Raw genomic sequence first — 25,033 nt, 5'->3', positions numbered from 1 at the left:
GCAAGTTTGCTGGTGTTTTAGTATGATAAAATTCGTAAGGTTCTATTTATCCTTTGTAAAAGGAATTTTTTGAGTTTCACTGATAATCATATCGAATCCTGTTTTATCTTCATTAAACTGGAATTTAAGACCTGCTCTTTTAGATTCAAATAAATCTTTACCAATAGGCTCTACAGAGAACTGAGGATAATTAGTAATTAACGCACTAAGAACCGAATTCTTTTCTGTAAAAGTAATTTTAATTGGTGCTTTTGTATTAGAGTATGTTCCTAAATAACCATCTAAAATAACATCTTTTTCAACAACTCCTGAACCTGATTTCCACATATTATTTCCTTCATTATTATCAGGAAAAACATGATCTGGATCCAAAGTGATGCTTTCGATTTCTTCAGTAGAATTATGTTTAAATGACCAAGTGGTATTTTTCTGCCAAACTTCTACAGGCAATTTTACTCTATCCACTTTACCACTTTTAGTTTTTATATCCAAAACGATTGGCATTGGCATTTTTTCAAAATTCTCCACTGTAATAACAACCCCTTGTTTTGGGTCATTTTTTACGTATTTAATAGAATTAATTCCTTGATCAAATTTCCAGTTATTCACAAACCAACCTCTCCAAAACCAACTTAAATCCTCACCAGCAACATTCTCCATTGTTCTAAAGAAATCATCTGGTGTAGGGTGTTTAAAAGCCCAACGTTCTACATAAGTACGGAACGCTAAATCAAATCGAGCTTCCCCTAATACCTGCTCTCTTAAAATAACTAAACCAGAGCTAGGTTTTGAATAACATAAAAGACCAATATTAGCCTCTTTCATATTATCAGGAGAACTCATAATTACTTCTAAATTAGAATCCGTATATCTATTGGCTAATTTATGCATATCAGAATCTTCCGTTTTATACTCTCCATTATTGAAATCAACAGAGCTCAATGAATTGATAAAAGTGTTAAACCCTTCATCCATCCATCCAAATAAACGCTCATTTGATCCTACAATCATTGGAAACCAGTTGTGACCAAATTCATGATCAGTAACGCCCCATAAATCTTCTCCTTTTGATTCCCATCCACAGAAAACTATACCAGGATATTCCATTCCTCCTTCATTTCCTGCAACGTTGGTTGCTACAGGATATGAATACTCGAACCATCTTTTAGAATAGTTTTCTATAGATCCTTTTACAAATTCAGTTGAACGACCATACGCATCATTTCCTGCGCTTTCAACAGGATAAGCAGATAATGCTAAAGATTTTTTACCGCTTGGTAAATTAATTTTGGCTCCATCTAAAATAAATGCTGCCGATGATGCCCAAGACATATCTCTAGCATTTTTTAATTTATAATGCCATGTTTTCGTTGCAGTTCCGGTAGCACTTGATGTTGTAGCAACTTCATCTGCAGTACGAATAAAAACGGTTTTATCGCTTTGCTTTGCTTGTGCTAATCTCGATTGCTCTGTAGCTGAATAAACTGCTGTTGGATTTACTAATTCACCTGAACAAACTACAATGTGATTTGCTGGAGCTGTTATATTTACGTCAAAATCTCCGTATTCCAAGTAAAACTCTGATGCGCCTAAATAAGGATTCGTATTCCATCCTCTTACATCATCATACACGCACATACGTGGATACCATTGTGCAATTGTAAAAATCTTACCATTTTTAGTTTCCAAAACTCCTGTTCTATCCGATCCTTCTTTAGGAGAGATATAAGAGAAATCTATTTTAATTTTTACTGACCCACCTTTTGCTTTTAATTCCTGCGGAAGAAAAATTTGCATTCTTGTATCCGTAATTAAAAACTTAGCTTCTACTTCTGTAACTTTTCCTTTTACAGCATTTACAATCGTTACTGATTTAATTTTATGACCACCATCAAAAACCTCACCTTGAGCTCCGTTACGACTTCCAGCAAGCGGCACAACTGAATTTCCACGTGAATCACCTTTAAATAAATTTTGATCCACATTCATCCACACAAAAGACATTTTGTCTGGACTATTATTTGTATAAGTAATAATATCTGTACCTACAATCTCGTTTTTGTTTTCATTCAATTTAGCAGTCAAAACATAATCCGCTCTGTTTTGCCAATACTCAGCACCAGGTTGACCACTAGCAGAACGTGTCGTTGTTCCATTTTTCGAATAAAAAAATGGTGCAAAAGCATCATGATAATTGTAATTTGAAATTGGAGCAGTTGATGTAGTTGCTGGAACTTGTTGTGCCCATAGGGACGAAATTCCTAATAATAAAGCCAATTGGAAGATTGCTTTGAACCGGATATTTTTCATGTTTTTGACTGTTTATAAAGCAAATTAATGAAAAAAAAACTTATGAGTAAATTAAATTCAACGCTTTAATCAAAAATTATGAAAATTTTATTAAAATTACAATTAGCTCAAATCCTAGTTTAAAATAAAATTATAAAATATATTTACAGTAATTATTAAATCACGTAAAAAAGAAAATTTTGACTGTAACACTTCTTAATTCAAATTTAACTGCTAAAATTAATACTATTGGAGCTGAATTATTTTCACTAGTATCGAATGGGAAAGAATATATCTGGGAAGGAAATCCAGCATTCTGGGGTAAGCACTCCCCTGTTCTATTTCCAATTGTTGGAACATTAAAAAATAATACGTACACTAATAATACTATTTCATACCAACTATCACGTCATGGTTTTGCTAGAGATACTGAATTTAAATTAATAGATAAAAAAGAGAGTAGCGCTATTTTTTCTATACAATCTAATGAAGAAACATTAAAAGTATATCCATTTAATTTCGAACTTCAAATAATTTATACTTTAGAAGATAATAATTTACATATCCAATACAAAGTAATCAATAAAGGAAATGTACTAATGCCATTTTCAATAGGTGCGCACCCTGCTTTAGCCTTGCCAGGAGCATTTGAAAACTATAGTATGGAATTTGAAATTGAAGAACCATTAGTGTATAACTTATTGGAAAATGATTTGATTTCGAATAATACAAAAACACTTTCGACAATTGAAAATAAAGTGGCATTAAACTATCCACTATTCGAAAATGATGCCTTAATTTTCAAAACTTTAAAATCAAATTATTTGACCATTTTTGAACATCAAAAACCTTTGATACGAATGCACTATAAAGATTTTCCACATTTAGGAATTTGGACAAAAAACAATGCCCCTTTTCTTTGTATTGAGCCTTGGTTTGGGTATTCTGATTCTACTGAAAGTACTGGTAATATAATGGAAAAAGAGGGAATCCAAATTCTAGAGCCTAAAGCAATATTTAATTCCCAATTCAGCATCGAAATTCTTTAAATAAATACTATAAAACAATATGTTAACTATAAATTTCAATCCATTTCCAAATCTTGAAACAGAACGTTTAATTTTAAGACGAGTAGTAAAAAGTGATGTCAAAGAAATTTTTTACTTACGTTCTGATAAAGAAATAATGAAATACATCCCGAGACCTCTAGCAAAAACAAATGAAGATGCTTTAGAACATATAGCTACTATAGATGCAACCATTGATAAAAATGAAGGGATTAACTGGGCAATTACTTTAAAAAACAGCTCTAAACTTATTGGAATTATTGGTCATTATAGAATCCAACCTCAAAATTATCGAGCTGAAGTGGGTTATATTTTACATCCTGATCATCATGGAAAAGGTTTTATTCCAGAAGCATTAAAAAAAATTTTAGAATATGGTTTTAACGAAATGAAACTACACACTATTGAAGCTGTAATTGATCCAAATAATGCTGCCTCTGAAAAGGTCCTCCTAAAAAGTGGTTTTAAGAAAGAAGCTCATTTTATAGAAAATCAATTTTATGAAGGTCGTTTTTTAGATACTGTCATCTATTCACTTTTAAATAAATCATAAGTAAATCAATTTTTAATTGTAATAAATATAGTAAATTGGTTACAATATTTTATTTTTGTACTTAAACTCAATGCCATTAATTAATAATAACACACAATACATTTCATCTTATGAAAAGAATATTTTTTTTTATAATTCTAATTTTTTCAATTCAATCTCAAAGTCAGACATATATTAAAGCTAATGCTTTTACTACTTTATTAACTGCACCGAACGTAGGTATAGAAACAAGTATTGGAAAAAAAACTACGATTGAAGTAGACGTTTTAGCTTTACCATGGAAATCTATCAATAATATACCGAGGCAATTTTACACATTTACAACTGAATTTAGATATCATTTTAAGGAGCAAAATAATGGTTTTTATATTGGGGCTCATATTGGGGCTAGTAAATATAATTTTCAAAAGTGGAATTATATAAATACCGATAAATACGAAATAGGTAAAGGTTACTTTCTTGGTTCAACAATTGGTTACAAAGCTAAGATAAATGATAAGTTTTACTTAGATTGTTTCCTAGGAGGTGGTTGGCATCAAGGTTTTTATAAAGGATACTTAATTAGTACTGGTGAACGATACGAAACTGCCCAACATTATAATAAAAGCGGGGAGTGGTTGCCATATAGAGGTGGCGTGATGATTTCTTATAAATTAAATTAATTTTGAAAATTTAGACTCATTTTTAACATACAATTCTTCCACTTGTTTTCGAGCCCAATCGGTTTTTCGTAAAAAAGTAAGACTCGATTTTATACTGGGGTTCTCATTAAAACATTTAATTTTAATTAATTCTCCCAAAGTATCAAATCCATAATGATTAACCAGTTTTTCTAAAATAGTTTTTAGAGTAATTCCGTGAAGCGGGTCTTTTGATTGTTGCTTTTCCATATTGCAAATTTATGCCAATTTTATAAAAAAAATTGCTGATTCATACATTTGTTGCTACATTTGTCATCCTATGCTAAAAACTATCAACATACTTAATAAAAGAGCTCGATTTGATTACGAAATAATCGAAAAATTCACTGCTGGAATTGTCTTGGCTGGTACTGAAATTAAATCAATACGTCTTGGAAAAGCGAATATCACCGAAAGTTTTTGTGAATTTAGTGGTACAGAGCTTTTTGCAATAAATACTTATATCGAGGAATATACTTTTGGAAACCAATTCAATCATAAAGCAAGAAGTGAACGCAAACTTTTATTAAATAAGCGTGAACTTAAAAGCTTATCAAGATCAGTACAAGCGAAAGGACTTACGATAGTCCCTTTAAAATTATTTACCAACGAAAAAGGAATGGCCAAACTCGAAATTGGTCTTTGTCGTGGTAAGAAAACCTATGACAAGCGTGAGTCTTTGAAAGAACAAGATACTAAACGTGATTTAGATCGAATTAAGAAGGCTTTCTAGAAACCTATCCCCAATTTTATCCAAAAAGAATCGATTTAAAATAGTATTTTTATTTAAAAAAATGACTAAATTTGTCAAGACAATAAAAAACATTTTCATTTTATGAAAACCTTACTAAAAAACGGAAGAGAGAAAAAAGCGCTAAAAACAAGAGAATTAGCGCAATTAATGGGTATTGATCAAGCTTTAGTAAGTAAGTTTGAAAGTGGCGCACGCAAACCAACTAAAGATCAAATTATAAAATTGGCTTCTATTCTTGAAATTGATTATGAAACTTTGATGATTACTTGGTTAAAAGAAAAAATTCTCTATGAAATTGGTGAAGAAACTTTTGCTCTTAAAGCATTAAAAGAAGCCGAAGACGAATTAAAATATATTAGAACAACAGTACCAAATCAAAAAATCTCAAAAGCGTTAGGAAAACTTTTAGATGAAATTGATGCTTTAAAGATTAAACTAGATAAATTTCGTCAATTTGATAGTTTTAGAATTGCACAAGCTCTAGAATTGGAATATACTTTTGAAAGTAATCGCATAGAAGGGAATACTCTTACGCTTCGCGAGACTGATTTAGTCATCAACGAAGGATTAACCATTTCTGGAAAAAGTATGCGCGAGCACCTTGAAGCCATTAATCATCAAGAGGCTATTGCTTACATTAAACAGTTAATGGAGAAAAACAACACTCTTAACGAGCGTGAGGTTTTATCAATTCATAATTTGATTCTGAGGGGAATTCAATCCGAAGACGCTGGTCGTTATAGAAAAGTTCAAGTAATGATTAAAGGAAGTACTTATATGCCTCCACAACCTTATATGGTAGCCAAAAACATGGAAGATTTCTATATTTGGTATGAGACTCACAAAAACAGCCTACATCCCATCGTCTTAGCTGCCGAAATGCACGAACGCTTAGTTACCATCCATCCTTTTATTGATGGAAATGGCAGAACTTCACGCTTGGTCATGAACTTAATTTTATTGCAACATGGTTACGTTATTGCCAATATTAAAGGAGATTATGAAAACCGTATGCATTATTATCAATCCCTAGAAACGGCACAAACCCAAAACAACAAAGAAGATTTCTTATTGTTTATTGCGCAAATAGAAAAGGAAAGTTTGGAGCGTTATATTGGTATCATAGCGCAATAAACTTTTTTGATAGCAATGCCGATATTTAGTATCGTTTCGCAAAGATTCACAAAGAGAAAACAGAGAACTGTAAAAGAATAAAAAAATCTGCGTGCAACCTCGCAGTATAATTTCAAAAAGAAAACGGGAGTGTTTTAATTTTTATCTTCTAATAAAGGAACAAATCGAAACTCTCCCAATTCATGTTTCTCAAACTGAGTTTCATTTTTACGAATAAGCAAAGTCATAATTTGCACATCATCTCCCAAAGGAATAACCAATCTCCCTCCTATTTTTAATTGCGCCATTAATGGTTTTGGAATAAATGGTGCTCCAGCTGTAACAATAATACTGTCAAATGGAGCATAACTTGGTAATCCTTTATACCCATCGCCAAAAGAAAGATGCTTGGGACGAATACCTAACTTAGGCAACAAGGTTGATGTTTGCTTAAATAATTCATTTTGGCGCTCTACACTATATACTTTAGCGCCCATCAAATATAAAACAGCAGTTTGATACCCTGAACCAGTACCAATTTCTAAAACTTTATGATCTTTTTGAATTTCTAACAATTGCGATTGAAATGCAACGGTATAAGGTTGCGAAATAGTTTGCCCTGCACCTATAGGAAATGCCTTGTCTTGGTACGCATAATCTTCAAAGCTAGAATTCAAAAAAAGATGTCTCGGGATCTTTTTAATAGCATCCAAAACATTTTTATCTGTTATTCCTTTTTCTTGTAAAACACTTACTAATTGGTTTCGAAGTCCTTGATGTTTACCTGTATCTTTCAAACTTTATTAATTTTATTTTGGTAAAAATAGAAAAGAAATTCTAATTTCAATTGCCAATTTTTAATTTTTAAATAGGCAAATAATTGTGCCTCATCTCTAATGGATTAATCATTTTATTCCTATTTTTGTAGAAATTACAATCATTATGCTGAAAATTGGAGTATTGGGTGCTGGCCATCTAGGAAAAATACATTTGCGATTATTACAACAATCTGAAAAATATGAATTAGTTGGTTTTTATGATCCGAATCAAGAGAATGCTGAGAAAATTTCAAAAGAATTTGGGTACAAACATTTTAGTACAATTGCTACTCTTATTCATGCTGTAGATGTTATCGATATAGTTACGCCAACACTTTCCCATTACAAATGTGCTAAAGTAGCCATCAAATCTGGTAAACACGTTTTTATAGAAAAACCCATTTCAAACACACTTGAAGAAGCAGAAGAAATCATAGCTCTTGCAAATGAATTCAATGTAAAAGGGCAAGTAGGACACGTGGAGCGTTTTAATCCTGCATTCATTGCCACCAAGAACATGATTGAAAATCCCATGTTTATTGAAACACACCGTTTAGCTGAGTTCAATCCTCGTGGTACAGATGTACCTGTAGTTTTGGATTTAATGATTCATGATATTGACGTGATTTTAAGCGTAGTAAAATCTAAAGTAAAAAATGTGAGTGCTAGTGGAGTTTCTGTAATTAGTGACACGCCTGATATTGCTAATGCCCGAATCGAATTTGAAAATGGTTGTGTAGCCAATTTAACAGCTAGCAGAATTTCGATGAAAAACATGCGTAAAACACGTTTCTTTCAAAAAGATGCTTACATCTCTGTTGACTTTCTAGAGAAAAAATGTGAGGTGGTAAAAATGAAAGATGCGCCAGAAATTCCTGGCGATTTTGATATGATTTTACAAAATGCCGAAGGTGTTAAAAAACAAATTTACTTCTCCAATCCTGAGGTAGAGCAAAACAATGCTATTCTTGATGAATTAGAAACTTTTGCTGATGCAATTAATAACAATACTACTCCTATTGTAACTTTAGAACAAGCGACAGAAGCATTGAGAGTTGCTTATCAAATAATTGATTGTTTTAAAAAATAAAATAGTCTTTCTGATTTAAAAGTTAAACGAGAAAACTTTAAAATTTAAACACAAATAAATGAAAATAATAGCAGTAATTGGAGCAGGAACAATGGGTAACGGAATAGCCCACACTTTTGCTCAAAGTGGTTTTACAGTAAAATTAATTGATGTCTCTGAAAAATCATTAGATAAAGGAATGGCAACTATAGCTGGAAATCTGGACAGAATGATTGCAAAAGGAACCATCACTCAAGAAGATAAAGCAAAAACAATCACTAATATTATTACTTATACAGACATTAAAGACGGTGTTGTAGGAGTTGATTTAGTTATTGAAGCTGCTACTGAAAACGTAGCGTTGAAATTAGATATTTTCAAGCAATTAAATGAAGCTTGTTCACACAATACTATTTTAGCAACAAATACTTCATCGATTTCAATAACTCAAATTGGTGCTGTAGTTACACATCCAGAACGTGTAATTGGGATGCACTTTATGAATCCAGTGCCTATTATGAAATTGGTTGAAATCATTCGTGGGTATAACACAAATGATGAGGTGACTAAAATCATAATGACCCTTTCTGAGAAATTAGGAAAAACTCCAGTTGAAGTTAATGATTACCCTGGTTTTGTTGCTAATAGAATTTTGATGCCTATGATTAATGAGGCCATCGAAACTTTGTATAATAAAGTAGCAGGTGTTTATGAAATTGACACTGTAATGAAATTAGGTATGGGACACCCAATGGGACCTTTACAATTGGCTGATTTTATTGGTCTTGACGTATGTCTTGCCATATTAAACGTGATGTATGACGGTTATAAAAATCCAAAATATGCTCCTTGTCCTTTATTAGTTAATATGGTTCGTGCAGGAAAACTAGGAGTAAAATCTGGAGAAGGTTTTTACGACTATAGTAAAAGTAAAAAAGCAGAAAAAATTTCTAAACAATTTATATAATATTTTTGTTTTCATTCGCAGAATTTAATGAAAAAACTGCGAATGAAAACCTACAATCCCACTAAAGCTCTTTATTCAAATTTACAGAAGTTATTGATTCTAAAAAAAGTAAAACATACTTTTATAATGAATTTCATGGTTTAGTTTTAAGATACTAATTCAGAAATCAGCGTTACTAATCATCAATAGCACTAAAAATTCGTAATACAGATCAGACACTACAAGGAATGATTTAATTCATCTCAGAAAAAGTTTGAACAACAAAAAAATAAAAATGGATATAGCAGCCAATTTACAATTTATACAATCTACTTTACCTCAAAACATAACTCTTGTTGCCGTTTCAAAAACAAAACCTATTCCAGATTTAATGGAAGCTTACAATGCAGGTCAACGCATTTTTGGCGAAAATAAAATCCAAGAAATGGCTGAAAAATGGGAACAAATGCCCAAAGATATTCAATGGCACATGATTGGTCACGTGCAAACGAATAAAGTCAAATATATGGCATCATTTGTGAGCTTAATTCACGGAGTAGACAGTTTGAAATTATTACAAGAAATAAACAAACAAGCCTTAAAAAACAATCGCGTTATTAATTGCTTATTACAAATGCATATTGCAGAAGAAGAAACTAAATTTGGTCTTGATGAAGAAGAATTAGCATCACTCCTAGCCTCAAATGAATTTCTCGAGATGAAAAATATCAGAATTGTAGGATTAATGGGAATGGCAACATTTACTGATAATCAAAACCAAATTAAAAAAGAATTCATACATTTAAATTCTATTTTCAAGGGATTACAATCTCATAAAGATTCATTACTTCAGGTATCAATTTTATCCATGGGAATGTCGGGAGATTATAAATTAGCGATTGAATGTGGTAGCACAATGGTTCGCATTGGAAGTAGTATATTTGGAGGAAGATAACAAGTGCTAATTAGCTACTATTTATTCTAGCTGTTTTTCAATTTTAAACCTCAAACTTTAAACAAAAAAATTTGTACGCAATACTAGACATAGAAACTACTGGAGGACAATTCAATGAAGAAGGGATTACAGAAATTGCTATCTACAAATATGATGGTCATGAAATTGTAGATCAATTTATCAGTTTAGTCAATCCTGAAATTCCTATTCAACCCTTTGTGGTGAAGTTGACTGGTATAAATAATGCCATGTTGACAGGTGCTCCTAAATTTTTTGAAGTAGCCAAACGTATAATTGAAATGACCAATGACTGTGTTCTTGTAGCACACAATGCCGACTTTGATTATCGTATTTTACGCACTGAATTTCGACGTTTAGGATATGACTTCAATCAACGTACACTTTGCACAGTTGAATTATCAAAAAAATTGCTACCTGAACAACCTTCACACAGTTTAGGAAAATTAGTTCGCGCTCTAGGAATTCCTATGGCTGATAGACACAGAGCCAGTGGAGATGCTATGGCAACTGTCAAATTATTCAAAATGCTTTTGGATAAAGACATAGAAAAAGAAATTGTTAAAGACCTAATTAAGACCGAAATTCAAAAGGGAATAGCTCCAAAACTACAAGATATTATAGAAAGTTTACCTTCAAGATTCGGTACGTATTACATTCACAATGAATCAGGTAAAATAATTTTTATTGGCAAAAGCCGAAACATAAAAAAAAGAGTCAATCAGCATTTTACAGGAATTACTACAAGTGCAAAAAAAATACAAAAAGAAGTTTTCACGGTAACCTTTGAAGAAACTGGATCAGAATTAATCTCCTTTCTGAAAGAAATTGAAGAGATCAAAATCAACAAACCAGTTTATAATAGAATGGCTAGAAAAAGTAATTTTTCATGGGCTATCTATGCAGAGAAAGATACCAATGGGTATTTAAATTTAAAACTTCAAAAAGCGGATGGGAGAAAAAAAGAAATCATAGCATACCCCAACGCTCTTGAAGGAAAAAATGCTCTATATAGAATTTCGACCGAATTCAATTTATGCCAAAAATTCACTGGATTATATCAAACCAAAAATCATTGTTTCCAACATACAATTAACGAATGTGATGGCGCTTGTATAGGTAAAATTACAACATCAGAATACAATCTCAGGGTTCAAGCTTTCATAGACAAAAATGGATTTGAAAACACCAACATGATTATTATAGATAAAGGAAGAAAAATCAGTGAGCGTTCAGCTGTTTTAGTTGAAAATGGCGTTTTAAAAGGCTATGCTTTTTATGATTTAAACTATCAAATTACAAATGTTGAAATTTTAAAAAATATTATTATACCCATGGACAACAATCGAGATACCCGCAATATCATTCAAGGATATATTAGAAAAAATAAAGGTTTTAAGATTATAAAGTTCTAGCAAAATCAAAAAAATATTTCATCTAAATGCGTAAGATAAAATCAAAATATGATCTTTTTAAACAAAAAACGCATATCATTATCTATGGTACTAGCACCAAAGCAGGTCGCCTATTTGATTTAATTCTGCTTGGTCTTATCTTACTAAGTGTCCTCTTAGTAATGATGGAAACCGTTACCGAATTCGATTTGAAGTACCATACAGAACTTGTTTTTCTAGAATGGATTATCACTGTCTTTTTTACCATCGAATACCTATTACGTATTTTGACAATAGATAAATCCTGGAAATATATTTTTAGTTTTTATGGCATCATCGATTTGCTCGCCATTTTGCCCATGTATTTATCGATTTTCTTCATTGGGACTAGTATTTTTAGTGTCGTTCGTTCGTTGCGATTACTTCGATTATTCAAAATATTAAATCATCCACAGTTTACCAACCAATCAACCCAATTGAAACAGGCCATCAATGCCAGTCGCGGTAAAATTGTTGTTTTTATTTATTTTGTACTCATCATTACAATTATTATAGGCTCAATCATGTATGTAGTCGAAGGCAAGCAAAGTGGTTTTACTAGTATTCCAGCAGGAATTTATTGGACTATTGTAACACTAACTACCGTAGGATACGGGGATATTTCACCTGTAACTCCACTGGGCCAATTCATCGCTTCCTTTGTAATGATTTTAGGATATGGTATAATAGCAGTTCCCACGGGAATTGTCACCGCAGAGATTGCTAAAAATGTCCAAAAACCAACTATTAGTCCACAAAAACCATGTGAAAATTGTGGAAATAATAATTATCCTGATAAAGCTCATTTTTGTCACAATTGTGGAAAGCCACTTTAAATAGTAATAAGTAGCCACTTCCAGCTATTCATTGCAACTCCTCCGTTTACAATTTGTATTTCTAAGCCATAAAAGGAGCTTCAAAAGGCGCTCTTTTACGTCAAGAAATACTAACTTGCAATCGTCTGGGGCTTTCATTTCTATCTGGGCTAAAAATAAATATGAAATACCTAATTACTATCATCGGACCTACGGCTATCGGCAAAACTGCGTTGAGTATTCACCTAGCTAATCACTTCAATTGTGAAATTGTTTCCTGTGACAGCCGCCAATTTTTCAAAGAAATGAGCATCGGCACAGCTGTTCCAAGCAAAACAGAATTGGCTGCGGCAAAACATTATTTCATCCAAAATAAATCTATTTTTGAATCATACACAGTAGGTGATTTTGAAAAAGAGGCGATTGTTAAAATTGACGAATTATTCTTAACGAATGATTATGTTGTTCTTGTGGGAGGTTCTGGATTGTATGTTAATGCTATTTTAAAAGGATTTGATGAATTTCCCGAAATAGATCCCTCGGTTCGAGAAGCAGTAAATGTGAGTTATGAAAAATTAGGAATTGGTTATTTGCAAGAACAACTCCAAAAACTAGATCCTAACTATTTTAAAACCATTGAATCTGAAAATCCTCAAACCTTGCAAAACCCGCAACGCATGATGCGTTTTGTAGAAGTATGCATTGGTTCTGGAAAACCATATTCTTCTTTTTTAAATCAGAAACAAAATAGCCGCAACTTCATTCCTATTTTGATAGGACTCGAAGCAGAAAGAAGCGTAATGTATAATAGGATTAATCAACGGGTTGATATTATGATGAACGATGGACTATTAAAAGAAGCCAAAAACGTCTATCCAAACAAAGAACTCAATGCATTACAAACTGTAGGTTATAGAGAATTATTTAGTTATTTTGACAAAGAAATAACCTTAGAATTTGCTATCGAAGAAATCAAGAAAAATACGAGACGTTTTTCAAAACGCCAACTTACTTGGTTTAAAAGAGACGAAAAGACAAAATGGTTTGACTTTGAAACGCCCTATCAAACTATATTTAATTATATTAAAACAATAACTCATAATTCATAACTTAAAATATGCCTATAAGTTCAAATTTTACTTCAATATTAAGCAAGGATTGGGAAATCAATTTTACACAATGCATGCCTAATGGTTACTTAAAATACACTGATTTGTGTAATCTTTTACAACTAACCGCTGCAGCACATTCGGACATGGGTGGAATTAGTTTTTCGGATATGCAGGAATTCAACCAAGCTTGGGTTTTGAGTAGAATGCGAGTTGAAATTACTGCATTACCAAAATGGAGAGATGTTGTAAAGGTAAAAACTTGGATCAACACACTAGAAAATTCCCGTTCTGTTCGTGCATTAGAAATGTATCTCAATGGAAAAAAAATTATTGGTACCGAAACTTTTTGGGCTGTTTTTAATACTGAGAAACGTCGTCCAGAAGCGCTGGCTTTACCTTACGAACACTTTGAATTGTATCCCGAAAAGAGGGCTACAGTAGAAACTTTTTCTAAAATAAGCATCAGCCCTGAAAAAGAAGAGTTATTTGAAAAAACAGTCTTCTTATCTGATTTAGACATTGTAAATCATGTAAATAATGTGAAATACTTGGAATGGTGTCTTGATTTGGTAGAGGAGAAAATAATCCTAAATCAAGAGATTAAAAGTTTTGAAATGAATTTCATGAAAGAACTCTCTTTAAAGGACCAAGTGGTTATTCATGAAAATGTATCCGAAGAATCATTCGTATTTAGCATTACTAAAGAAGAAAAAAACTGTTTCGCATTACAACTGAATTTGAAATAGATTGTTGTTTGTAGTAACAATCATCTTTTATTAAAAAATAAATCTTTACGGTTTCCCGTAATGTAACGAAAATAAAAAAAGTTATTTTTGATATAATTAAATAAATATTTATTTTATGGGAGTAAACAAAATTCAAAAATGTTCTAAAATTATAAAAATATGATTGGCTTTATAATAATATCGATTTTAGTCATTATCATTATTTTTGGAACAAAGCAAGACAAAACTATCTCAAATAACTATGAAAAAAAACATGATGGTTTTCTTGAAAATTTTTCTACTACTGCTAATAAAAATAATGACAACTCAATCATTGATATTACAGGTCAATCATTTACAATAAATTCAGATCCTGTTTTAAACAATTATATTCTAGGGGTTCCTCAATGGACACATCAATATGTGTATTCATACTCTGAAATAAACAGTGCTAGTAATGCACAGATAAAATTTTATTCCATCTTAAAGAATAGTTTTTTAAAAGGAGTACATTATGATTTAGTTGGAAATACGAACTACGCATTTATTTTATTATTTGATTTTTTAGAAGAATACGATTCGCATAAAAATATATCTCTATTAGAGAGCCATCTTACTATATTAGGGAAATGTTATCCTAAGACAAGGCCATATTGTAAGTCATTTATAAATAAAAAATTAAATAATAATACTCTATTATCATCGAATGATGCATATACATATTCAAATAACTATTATGATGATTATTGGAAATTAGGAAGTAAGTATAAAACGAAACTAAATTTAAATAAGGAAGAGGTAGAACTGCTTAATTACATTTATAATCCAAACAACAATTTTTTCAATATTGAGTATTGTTGTCTTGAAATTCTTAAACTGTACCTTAATGTTGTTTCAGATTTAAAATTAAAATATATAGCAGAAGAAACAAATTTGAATGAGCAATTTATAGCTGTTTCTGATGTCATAGCTAGAAAGCAATTTAGATACAGAAAAGGCAGTGATAATTACAAATACGCTATAGATTCAACTAGAAAAGAGTTCTTTTTGTATATTCTGAAATTTTGCGAAAATACAGTTCGTGAGTTCTATTGTCATAAGCGTAAGCTTAATTTAGACATTCACTATACTTCTGAAGAAGCCAAAATGGAATTTGAAATTAAAATAGTTTCAAAAGTAAATGACCTATTACCGATATTAATTTCTAAGGTAGCTAAGCCAGATGAAGCTACAGATATTGAACTTAATGCACAAAACACAACTCGTTGGAAAATTAAACTTGAGGAATTGACAATTAATTACAATGCTAAACCAAAAGAATTTATTGATTCAGTTATTTCACTTGGAAAATTAAACAAAAAGAACCCTTCAGTTGAAAATGTATTTTTTGAAGCGTCAAAATTTATTGCAAAACATGATAAAGAGTCGTCACTGATTCTTTATGTATACTATTTATATTATGATTTAAAGTCATTAACGTTTGACAATAAACAACATACAAAAACAATACAGAAATCTCTTTTTAAAACAAACGAACAATTTGATGATTTTCAATTAATTGTAAACAATTTAATTGAAAGTAAGAATTTAAATAAAGCCCTTAAACAAGTTCCTGATATTTACAAAATTAAGCGAAAAACTATTCAACTTGACAGAACTTCAATAAAGGAAGTTATAGAGCAACATTCAGAAACAGTTGAACTTTTAAATGAATATTTAAAAGATGACGTAGAAGAAGAAGTTATTGGAGTAGAATTTGAAGATGTAGGTAAACAAGAAATTGAGATTAAAATCCCTAATAGTAATAAAGAACTTCACAAGTCAACTTTTGTAGACGAAATAATATTAACTGAAATACATATAGCAACATTAGAATTATTTACAAAAAACAATTTCTCAATTTCTCAAATTGATTTTGAAACATTTGCAAAATCAAAAGGAGTATTTAAAAATCAATTAATAGAGAGTATTAATGAAACTTGTTATGATTTTTTAGACGATCTATTAATTGAAGAGGAAGAAGATTATTACACTATTGACACAAACTATTTTCAAAAAATTTCAACCAAATGATAAATAATATTAAACCTAAAGAAGCCACATCAATTATCAATTCATTGATAGGAGGAGTAGTTCCTAAAATTGGTGTTCAACACATTACAGTTGGTCGCTCAGAAGAGATAAATGCAGTTGTTACAGCCCTTGAAGACGTGAAGAACGGTCATAGTATGGTTAAGTTTTGGATAGGAGATTTTGGTTCTGGAAAATCTTTTATGCTTCATGTTCTTAACACTGTTGCTTTAAAGCAAAAATTTGTTGTTGCTAGTGCGGATTTCACCCCCGATAATCGTTTATATTCCAATGATGGAAAAGGAGTCGCTCTTTATTCATCTATTATGGACAATGTTTCAATACAGACAAAACCTGAAGGAGGAGCATTACCTACTTTATTGGAAAAATGGATTGAACAGGTAATTACGAAAACGGCTGAAGAAAATAATATTTCATTGACTGAAATTCGTAATGAAAACTACTTAAGTCTAATTCAGACTAACATTATGAAGACTATTAACGAAATTACCGATGTTGGAGGTTTCGATTTTGGTGTCGTTATAATGAAATATTATGAAGGATACATAAAAGATGATGATCAATTAAGGAGAAATGCTTTAAAATGGTTAAAAGGAGAGTATCGAACAAAAACTGAAGCAAGACAAGACTTAGGAATTAGAAAAATAATTAATGATTTAAATTATTATGATATGCTCAAAAACTTCTGTAAGTTATTTGTTAGCATGGGATACAGCGGGTTTATGGTAAATTTAGACGAAGCTATCAACCTATACAAAATATCAAATTCAGCTGTTAGAGAGAAAAATTATGAAAAAATTCTAACGATATACAACGATTGTTTTCAAGGAAAAGTTTCAAATTTATTTTTCAATTTCGCAGGTACAAAAGAAGTTTTAGAAAACCAAAGGCGAGGTTTTTTTAGCTATGATGCTTTAAAAACAAGACTTGTGACAAATAAATATGAAACTGCGGAAATAAGAGATTTTGCACAGCCTGTAATACGGTTACTACCGCTTGATCATAACGAAATTTTTGTGTTATTAAAAAAATTAAAGGCAATATTTGATTTTAATTATAAAACTGAATTATTAGTTTCAGATGATGATATCCAACAATTTATGGAAGAATTGTTTAACAAACCTGGTGCGTCTGAGTTTTTAACTCCTAGAGAAGTTATCCGAGATTTTTTAAACATACTAAACATCATCCGCCAAAACCCAACAGTAGATAAGAATAAATTATTTGGAGAAATTGAAATTTCAGATGAAAGACCAACTGAATTCTCATTAGATAGTATCGAAGAATTATAATGGCGTTTGATTTGCTTTCAGAACCAATACGAAAATTTATTCGTGATAAAGGATGGGAACAATTGCGTCCAATTCAAGCTGCTGCTATTACAAGGATTCTAACATCTGATGACAATTATATTTTAGCATCAAGAACTGCCTCAGGAAAAACAGAAGCTGCTTTTTTACCTATTCTTTCAAAAGTTGACTTTAATGAGTCAGGTGTTCAAGTCCTTTATATTTCGCCACTAATTGCATTAATAAACGATCAATTTTACCGAGTAGAAGAACTATGTAAAAATCTTGATGTAGATGTTGTAAAGTGGCACGGAGAAGCAAATAAAACAATAAAAGATAGATTGTTGAAGCAACCGAAGGGGATTGTTTTAATAACCCCAGAATCTTTAGAAGCAATGTTTGCTAACAAACCATTCAATGCAAAGCAATTATTTTCAAATTTAAAATATGTTGTAATTGATGAGATTCATTCATTTATTGGAACAGATAGAGGAGTTCAGTTGAAATCTATTCTTTTTAGAATACAACAAATAAATTCAAAATCATTTAGTATTGTTGGTTTATCGGCAACAATTGGTGATTATGATGAAGCTAAAAAATTTACTGGAGATGAATTAAAAACTAAAGTATTATTAGACCGAACTGCAAAAGAAATTAATGTGATATTTAAGTATTTTAAAAGTAAAAATAATGATTTACCATTAGAGCTTTTAAAAGATTTATATGTAGAAACTAAAGATAATAAAGTTTTAATTTTCCCTAACAGTAGGGGACGTGTAGAAGAGGTCGCCGTAAAGCTTAGGAAAATTTCAGAATTAGTAAAAGGTCATTCTAATTATTTTTCGCATCATTCATCAGTTGATAGAGAAGTTCGGGAATATGTTGAATATTTTGCAAAGAACAACAATAGACAGAATTTTTGCATTTCTTGTACATCTACACTAGAATTAGGTATAGATATTGGAGCAGTTGATGAAGTTGTTCAAATTGATTCAACACAAAGTATAGCGTCGCTGATTCAACGAGTGGGAAGAAGCGGAAGAAAAGAAGGTGAAAGCAGTAATTTATACCTATACGCTACAAATGAATGGAGTTTACTTCAGTCAATTGCTTGTTGGCTATTATATAAAGAAGGTTTTATTGAGCCCCCTCAAAAAAACGAAAAGCCTTATGATATTTTAGTTCACCAAGCTTTATCTATCACAAAAGGATATTCAGGAATTATATTAAAGGATTTAATACAACAACTACGTGAAAATTCAGCTTTTAGTGGAATTGAATTATTTGAAATTGAAGAAATTCTTGATCATTTAATTGAAATAGATTTCCTTGAAAAATTACAGCAAGAGGTTATAATTGGTGTACAAGGAGAAATGGTTGTAAATAGCCGTGATTTTTATAGTGTGTTTAAAACTGAAGAAAATTTTAAAGTAGTAAACGCGGGTAATAAAATTGGAGAAGTTCCATTTTCTCCACAGATTATTGAAAACGAAAATATTTTACTTTCAGCTAAAATTTGGAAAATAAAATTTGTTGACCACAAAGCAAAAAAGATAGAAGTGATTCCGGCTAAAGATGGCAAAAAACCAGTTTTTTTTGGTAATGGCGGTTTAGTAAATTCTAAAATAAGAGATAAAATGCTTGAAATTCTTTATTCTAAAATGAATTATGATTTTCTAGACAAACCAAGTTCCGAAGAATTAGCAATTCTACGTAAAGACTTCTCGGTATTTAATTTACAGGATTTGAAATATGATAGACCTTTATTATCAGGAGAAAATAAAATAGAACTCTTTACTTTTACAGGGACACAAATAAATAGAACAATTAAATTACTTTTAGATATTGCTGGTATTAAAAATATTTTTAACGATTCTAATAGTTCATTCTATATTCAAGGTAGTAAATTTGAGTTAACTTCAAAATGGAATATTTTACCTCTCCCTTTAGCAGACATCGATAAGCATATTTCTAATCTTTTAGACTTGAATCCTACAATATTAGATTTCAGTAAATGGGGCCATTATTTACCTGCTAAGTATCAGGTTAAACTTTTGAAGGATAAATATTTTGACATTGAACAAACTAAAAAATTCCTATTATCAATAAAATTATTAACAAATGAATAATTTATTAGCATCGTACTAAACAAACTTGAAATAAGCATCATATCCTAACCCTGACTGAAACGAAAAGCATTTTGAAATAAAAAAACTGAATTTCCTGCCTAAAAAAAGCGACCAGCGGAAGCTCTTTTTTAGGTATTGGAAATTGTTTTTTTTATGATAAATATTGTAGCGTAAGGCAGGAATAGTTTCAAAAAAAAAGCTCCGATTTCTCGAAGCCTTTACTTTATTTATGTTGTTTTATTCTTAACTACCAATCTAAAGCCTTCTCCATGAATGTTTAGAATTTCAACATCTTCGTCTAGTTTAAGATACTTTCTTAATTTAGCAATGTACACATCCATACTTCTTGAAGTAAAGTAGTTGTCATCTCTCCATATTTTAGTTAAGGCCAATTCTCTTGGCATTAAATCATTTTCATGAAGGATTAACATTTTTAATAATTCATTCTCTTTTGGAGACAATTTAATTGGTTCTTCTCCATTAAAAGTTAAGAATCTCAATTTTGAATTTAGGTGAAATTTTCCAACATTAAATTCAAACTGAACTTGTTCTGCTTTCACATCTGAAGACTTTCTTTGAATAATTGCTTTGATTTTCATAAGTAAAACTTCTGAATCAAAAGGCTTGTTCAAATAATCATCAGCACCAGCTTTGTATCCTTTTAAGACATCCTCTTTCATTGATTTTGCTGTCAAAAAGATAATAGGCACTTCGCTATTTTTCTCTCTAATTTCCTTAGCCAAAGTATACCCATCTTTATAAGGCATCATGACATCAAGAATGCATAAATCGTAAGTATCTTTTTTGAATTTTTCAAATCCTTCCATCCCGTTTTTAGCTAAAACGACATCAAAATCATTTAACATTAAATAATCTTTAAGTACAGCACCAAAATTTAGGTCGTCTTCTACTAAAAGAATTTTTTTATTTATATTTTCCATATTTTAATTTATTAGTGGTATTTTTATTATGAAGGTACTCCCTTTTCCCTTTTCACTTTCAACGTATACTTGACCATTATGGTCTTCAACTATTCTTTTTACATACGCTAAACCTAATCCGTGTCCTTTAACATTATGAAGGTCTCCTGTATGCTCTCTATAAAATTTTTCAAAAACTCTTTTCTGAGCAACTTTACTCATTCCTAATCCTTTATCTTTTACCTTTATAAGAATCATGTCTTTTACATTTTCAGTATAAACATCAATTTCAGGTATATCTGGTGAGTACTTAATGGCATTTTCTAATACATTTACAATTACATTAGTAAAATGAACCTCGTTTATTAAAACGGTAGTTCTTGCAGCATCAAAATGACAATTAATTGTACCTTCTCTGTCTTCTAATATTAAATTAACATGCTCAATAGCATCATTTATAACTTCCTCAACATCGCTTGATTCTTTTTCGATATCAAGTTCTTTTTTCTCTAATTTTGAAATCCTCAATACATTTTCTACCTGAGCATGCATTCGCTTATTCTCGTCACGAATCATTTGCAAATATTTCAAAACCTTCTCTTTATCATCAATTATCTTTGGATTTTTAATGGCATCCAAAGCCAAATTGATTGTCGCAATAGGAGTCTTAAATTCATGCGTCATGTTATTTATGAAATCTGTTTTGATTTCTGAAATTTGACGTTGGCGGATCAATTGGTTCAATGCACTTGAATAGGCCACCAAAATAATCAATGTGAAAACGATTGACAATACTGTAATTCGTATCAGTTCAGACAACAAGAATTTTTTCTTGTGTGGAAACGTAACTAATAACTTATATTTTTCATTTCCTTCATTATCCGCGAAAACAGGAATAGAATACGTTGCCTCTTTATCATATTTAAAATCATCAGATTTTATTTTAGTAGCTAAACCATTACTATATATTCCAAATTCAAATTTTGTTTTAACCCCATATTCTTCCAATTCTTTTTTGATTAATTTCTGAAGAGTTTCTTTAGAAATCCTTTCTTGAAGAGGCATTGCAGAGGCAATATCTTTAAAGAAAATTTCAAATTGAGCATTATCTAAAACATCTAAATTTCCTGATTTTTCAATTTTTACATCTGGAGTAAGACTTTGAGATAAATTTGATTTATCAATGGTATTGTTGTTATAAACCTCAGTAACACGTTTAGAATTAAAATTCTTAAAACGTTCTGCACCTGAACCAAATTTCTTTTCAAAGAACGAAGGAGATATATTATAATCTTCCGAAATAATACTATTAGAATAAACAATAGTTTTATTTGTTAAAGGATTCTTTTGAACATAATAAAACTCTAGTAAATCATTCTTTTGAGGAATTTTTCCAGTACTATCTTTATAATGATTGTATTTATCATAAAAACTATATGCTTCTTGTTTTTGAAGTTTATCAGCAACATTAGCAATAACTTGTGTTACGTGAAATTTAAACTGTTCATCGTTATTTTTAAACGAAGAATTAAACCAATACACTTGAACGAGAATTATTCCTATTAAGGATAAGCTCATTAACAAAACAAGTAATCTAAAAAATAATTTATTCATCGGAACAAAATTAACATTTTAACAGTATGAATGATAATATATTAACCAAACATTAACATCTAGGACTCCTTTTGTTTTATCCTTAAAATTTTAAGAATATTGTCAATTTCGTTTTTTGAAATATCTAAATTAATATTTTCAATTATATAATCACTTTTCGAAATACGTTGTGCATCAGTCCATTGCGAATTTATTCTTTTTAAAACAAGATCTCGGGTTGTATTATCTCGTTGTAAAACTCTTTCAATCCTTAATTCTATAGGTGCTGTAACCGTAATTATTATATCAAAATCTTTATAATTACCGCTTTCAAATAAAATAGCCGATTCATACATTACAAAAGGAAATGCATCGTTTTTCAAAAGCCAAGCTTTAAAATCCTCTTTTACAGCTGGATGAACAATACTATTGAGCACTTTCAATTTATCAGAATCATTAAACACAATTTCAGCCAGCTTTTCTCTATTTAAAGTAGTCCCTTCAAAGATGGTCTCGCCAAATTCTTTTTTAATAGCATGAACGATTTTTGAAGATTGCATTACTTTTTTTGCCTCATCATCTGCAATATAAACGGGAATTCCTCTTTTTATGAAAAGTTTTGCAATAGTAGTTTTACCGCTCCCAATACCACCCGTTAAGCCAATAATTTTTGCCATAATTAAACTTTAAAAAATAATTCTGGAAAGGCAATTTGAGGTTTTTGCTTTAAAACGATAACTTTAATATAGGATTCTATAAATCCCAAACCATAACCGTAAAATTGTTTCCAAACAGCAACTATCGATAAATAACCAATTTTGACACTTTTATTTTGATAAGCTGAAACAATAAATAAAATTAGAAAATAAACAAAATACAATTTCAACAAATAATCATACGTAAATATCAATAAGAAAACGGCTAATCCGAATCCAATAATAAATACGGAAGGAAAGAAAAAGGTAAGCTTATTGTATTTTGGATACCAACTATTCAATATAGGTCTCGCTTTACCAAATTTATTTACTTGAATGGAAAACTTCTCCCAATCAATCCTTCTCTTATGATATACATACGCATTTGGAAATAGTTTGGTTTCAAAACCAAGATTCCACAATCGGATAGATAAGTCTGGATCTTCACCTGGATGAATGTATCCAAAGCCTTTAGACGCTTCAAAAGCTTTGCGAGACAAACCCATATTAAAACTCCTAGGTTGGAATTTATCGATTTTTTCAGAACCACCACGTATTCCTCCTGTTGTTAAAAAGGAAGTCATGGCAAAATTAATTGCTTTTTGAATATCCGAAAAACTATCTAAAGCTTTATCAGGACCTCCGAAACAATCCACATAATTTTCTTTTAAAGCTTTATCAACTTCATTCAAATACTGCTTTGGAATAATACAATCTGAATCGAATATGATAAAATAATCTCCTTTGGCTTTGAGCATTCCAAAGTTCCTTGAATCTCCAGGGCCTGAATTTTCTTTATAATAATAGGAAATAGATAATTTAGCTGAATATTTTTGAAGAACATCTTCACATTTTAAAGACGATCCATCTTCAACAAGCACAATTTCAAAATCTTCTTTATAATCTGTTTGTGACAAACTTTCTAAAAGTTCATCAACTTCATCCGGTCGATTATAAACGGGAATAATTAAAGAAAACAACATATATAGCTATGTGGTATTAGTTAAAATAAATTGGATAAATAAGGGAGCAAAGATATACTTTTAAAGTATATCAATAAAAAAACCATCACGAATTAAGTAATGGTTTTAACAAACATTTTATTATGAATTGACTTATTATTCAAACATTTCCATGACTTCCTGACTCACTCCCATAGTAGAGAATCCACCATCATGAAGCAAGTTTTGAAGTGTAACCATTTTGGTTAAATCGGAGAACATGGATACCGTATAATTAGCACAATCCAGCGCCGTTGCATTACCAAGAGGAGACATTTTTTGTGCAAATGAAATAAATCCACCAAAACCTTTTACTCCTTGTCCCGCTTTTGTAGGAGTTGGCGATTGAGAAATTGTATTCACTCTTACCTTTTTATCTCTACCAAAGAAATAGCCAAAACTACGGGCAATTGATTCTAAATATGCTTTATTGTCTGCCATGTCATTATAATCTGGAAAAACACGTTGTGCCGCCATATAAGACAATGCAACAATACTTCCCCACTCATTCATAGCATCTTTTTTGTACAAAACTTGCATTACTTTATGAAATGAAACTGCTGATACATTCCAACCTTTTTCTGTATAATCATAATTCTGATTTGTGTAATGATTTCCTTTTCGGACGTTGACAGACATCCCTATAGAATGCAAAACAAAATCAATTTTTCCTCCAAGAATTTCGATAGCTTGATCTACTAAATTTTCTAAATCAGGTACTGAAGTAGCATCTGCAGCTATGACTTTAGAACCCGTTTTTAAAGCTAATTCATCAATTGACCCCATACGCATTGCCGCTGGAGCATTTGACAAAATAAAAATACCGCCTTCTTCATGAACTCGTTCAGCTGTTTTCCATGCTATTGAATTTTCATCTAAGGCTCCAAATATAATTCCTCTTTTCCCTTTTAGTAAATTGTACATTTATTATACTTTTTTAGTTAAAAAAACACCTTAATTTCTAAAGG

General features: G+C 30.7%; 23 protein-coding genes. 15 read left to right on the top strand and 8 right to left on the bottom strand.

Going from position 1 to position 25,033, the window contains the following annotated elements:
* Nucleotides 1-42: 42 nt before the first annotated feature.
* The gene (locus tag AB3G39_RS09730) at nucleotides 43-2,310 is read right to left on the bottom strand and encodes a M1 family metallopeptidase (protein ID WP_369765049.1); all 2,268 of its coding nucleotides are present in this window, start codon (nucleotides 2,308-2,310) and stop codon (nucleotides 43-45) included.
* A gap of 179 nt (nucleotides 2,311-2,489) precedes the next feature.
* On the opposite strand from AB3G39_RS09730, the gene AB3G39_RS09725 reads away from it, so the two are divergent.
* From AB3G39_RS09725 to AB3G39_RS09715, 3 genes are all read left to right on the top strand, one after another.
* Nucleotides 2,490-3,338: an aldose 1-epimerase family protein gene (locus tag AB3G39_RS09725; protein WP_369769324.1), complete on the top strand. Its 849-nt coding sequence runs from the start codon at nucleotides 2,490-2,492 to the stop codon at nucleotides 3,336-3,338.
* 19 nt (nucleotides 3,339-3,357) lie between these two features.
* Nucleotides 3,358-3,909, top strand: a complete 552-nt coding sequence (locus tag AB3G39_RS09720) for a GNAT family N-acetyltransferase (RefSeq protein ID WP_367753319.1) — start codon at nucleotides 3,358-3,360, stop codon at nucleotides 3,907-3,909.
* 110 nt (nucleotides 3,910-4,019) lie between these two features.
* Nucleotides 4,020-4,571, top strand: coding sequence for a DUF3575 domain-containing protein (locus tag AB3G39_RS09715; protein ID WP_367753321.1), 552 nt, complete (start codon nucleotides 4,020-4,022; stop codon nucleotides 4,569-4,571).
* Here AB3G39_RS09715 and AB3G39_RS09710 read toward each other — a convergent pair.
* Complete coding sequence (locus AB3G39_RS09710) at nucleotides 4,563-4,799, bottom strand: VF530 family DNA-binding protein (RefSeq protein WP_367770171.1); 237 nt, start codon at nucleotides 4,797-4,799, stop codon at nucleotides 4,563-4,565. The two genes, AB3G39_RS09715 and AB3G39_RS09710, sit on opposite strands and share 9 nt — an antisense overlap.
* 70 nt (nucleotides 4,800-4,869) lie before the next feature.
* Here AB3G39_RS09710 and smpB point away from each other — a divergent pair, with 70 nt between their 5' ends.
* Nucleotides 4,870-5,322 carry an SsrA-binding protein SmpB gene (gene smpB, locus AB3G39_RS09705; protein ID WP_367770174.1) on the top strand — a complete coding sequence of 151 codons (453 nt, stop codon included), beginning with the start codon at nucleotides 4,870-4,872 and terminating at the stop codon, nucleotides 5,320-5,322.
* A 102-nt stretch (nucleotides 5,323-5,424) separates the two neighbouring features.
* Nucleotides 5,425-6,477, top strand: coding sequence for a Fic family protein (locus AB3G39_RS09700; protein WP_367770177.1), 1,053 nt, complete (start codon nucleotides 5,425-5,427; stop codon nucleotides 6,475-6,477).
* 134 nt (nucleotides 6,478-6,611) lie between these two features.
* On the opposite strand, the gene AB3G39_RS09695 is transcribed toward AB3G39_RS09700, so the two are convergent.
* A complete protein-coding gene (locus AB3G39_RS09695) occupies nucleotides 6,612-7,253 on the bottom strand; it encodes a protein-L-isoaspartate(D-aspartate) O-methyltransferase (RefSeq protein WP_367753329.1) in 642 nt (213 codons plus the stop codon).
* 145 nt (nucleotides 7,254-7,398) lie between these two features.
* On the opposite strand from AB3G39_RS09695, the gene AB3G39_RS09690 reads away from it, so the two are divergent.
* From AB3G39_RS09690 to AB3G39_RS09645, 10 genes are all read left to right on the top strand, one after another.
* Nucleotides 7,399-8,364 carry a Gfo/Idh/MocA family protein gene (locus AB3G39_RS09690; RefSeq protein WP_369769323.1) on the top strand — a complete coding sequence of 322 codons (966 nt, stop codon included), beginning with the start codon at nucleotides 7,399-7,401 and terminating at the stop codon, nucleotides 8,362-8,364.
* 58 nt (nucleotides 8,365-8,422) lie between these two features.
* Entirely contained in the window at nucleotides 8,423-9,310 is an 888-nt protein-coding gene (locus AB3G39_RS09685) for a 3-hydroxyacyl-CoA dehydrogenase family protein (protein ID WP_369769322.1), read from the top strand.
* 274 nt (nucleotides 9,311-9,584) lie between these two features.
* Nucleotides 9,585-10,244 (top strand): YggS family pyridoxal phosphate-dependent enzyme, encoded by a 660-nt coding sequence (locus AB3G39_RS09680; RefSeq protein WP_369769320.1) that lies wholly within the window; start codon nucleotides 9,585-9,587, stop codon nucleotides 10,242-10,244.
* A gap of 71 nt (nucleotides 10,245-10,315) precedes the next feature.
* Entirely contained in the window at nucleotides 10,316-11,677 is a 1,362-nt protein-coding gene (locus tag AB3G39_RS09675) for an exonuclease domain-containing protein (RefSeq protein ID WP_369769319.1), read from the top strand.
* Between the two features lie 26 nt (nucleotides 11,678-11,703).
* Nucleotides 11,704-12,531: an ion transporter gene (locus AB3G39_RS09670; RefSeq protein ID WP_369769318.1), complete on the top strand. Its 828-nt coding sequence runs from the start codon at nucleotides 11,704-11,706 to the stop codon at nucleotides 12,529-12,531.
* 161 nt (nucleotides 12,532-12,692) lie between these two features.
* Nucleotides 12,693-13,619, top strand: a complete 927-nt coding sequence (gene miaA, locus AB3G39_RS09665) for a tRNA (adenosine(37)-N6)-dimethylallyltransferase MiaA (protein ID WP_369769317.1) — start codon at nucleotides 12,693-12,695, stop codon at nucleotides 13,617-13,619.
* 8 nt (nucleotides 13,620-13,627) lie between these two features.
* The gene (locus tag AB3G39_RS09660) at nucleotides 13,628-14,368 is read left to right on the top strand and encodes an acyl-[acyl-carrier-protein] thioesterase (protein WP_369769316.1); all 741 of its coding nucleotides are present in this window, start codon (nucleotides 13,628-13,630) and stop codon (nucleotides 14,366-14,368) included.
* Nucleotides 14,369-14,527: 159 nt separating this feature from the next.
* The gene (locus AB3G39_RS09655; RefSeq protein ID WP_369765044.1) at nucleotides 14,528-16,420 is read left to right on the top strand and encodes a tellurite resistance TerB C-terminal domain-containing protein; all 1,893 of its coding nucleotides are present in this window, start codon (nucleotides 14,528-14,530) and stop codon (nucleotides 16,418-16,420) included.
* Complete coding sequence (locus AB3G39_RS09650; protein WP_369769315.1) at nucleotides 16,417-17,730, top strand: ATP-binding protein; 1,314 nt, start codon at nucleotides 16,417-16,419, stop codon at nucleotides 17,728-17,730. Before AB3G39_RS09655 ends, AB3G39_RS09650 begins: the two co-directional genes overlap by 4 nt.
* Before the next feature lie 11 nt (nucleotides 17,731-17,741).
* Entirely contained in the window at nucleotides 17,742-19,856 is a 2,115-nt protein-coding gene (locus AB3G39_RS09645; protein ID WP_369769314.1) for a DEAD/DEAH box helicase, read from the top strand.
* Between the two features lie 227 nt (nucleotides 19,857-20,083).
* Here AB3G39_RS09645 and AB3G39_RS09640 read toward each other — a convergent pair whose 3' ends face one another.
* The 5 genes from AB3G39_RS09640 to AB3G39_RS09620 form a co-directional block, all read right to left on the bottom strand.
* The gene (locus AB3G39_RS09640) at nucleotides 20,084-20,797 is read right to left on the bottom strand and encodes a response regulator transcription factor (RefSeq protein WP_369765041.1); all 714 of its coding nucleotides are present in this window, start codon (nucleotides 20,795-20,797) and stop codon (nucleotides 20,084-20,086) included.
* A 3-nt stretch (nucleotides 20,798-20,800) separates the two neighbouring features.
* On the bottom strand, nucleotides 20,801-22,390 hold the full coding sequence (locus AB3G39_RS09635; protein ID WP_367753347.1) for a sensor histidine kinase: 1,590 nt from the start codon (nucleotides 22,388-22,390) through the stop codon (nucleotides 20,801-20,803).
* Nucleotides 22,391-22,449: 59 nt separating this feature from the next.
* Nucleotides 22,450-23,046: a dephospho-CoA kinase gene (gene coaE, locus AB3G39_RS09630; RefSeq protein ID WP_367770197.1), complete on the bottom strand. Its 597-nt coding sequence runs from the start codon at nucleotides 23,044-23,046 to the stop codon at nucleotides 22,450-22,452.
* 2 nt (nucleotides 23,047-23,048) lie between these two features.
* Nucleotides 23,049-24,047 carry a glycosyltransferase family 2 protein gene (locus AB3G39_RS09625; RefSeq protein WP_369769313.1) on the bottom strand — a complete coding sequence of 333 codons (999 nt, stop codon included), beginning with the start codon at nucleotides 24,045-24,047 and terminating at the stop codon, nucleotides 23,049-23,051.
* Between the two features lie 135 nt (nucleotides 24,048-24,182).
* Nucleotides 24,183-24,989 carry an enoyl-ACP reductase gene (locus tag AB3G39_RS09620; protein WP_369769312.1) on the bottom strand — a complete coding sequence of 269 codons (807 nt, stop codon included), beginning with the start codon at nucleotides 24,987-24,989 and terminating at the stop codon, nucleotides 24,183-24,185.
* Between the last annotated feature and the right edge of the window lie 44 nt (nucleotides 24,990-25,033).

The organism is Flavobacterium sp. WC2416, from assembly GCF_041200095.1.
Classification (GTDB): domain Bacteria; phylum Bacteroidota; class Bacteroidia; order Flavobacteriales; family Flavobacteriaceae; genus Flavobacterium.
Note: the sequence above shows the minus strand (reverse complement) of the source record. Positions and strands in the feature narration are given on the sequence as shown.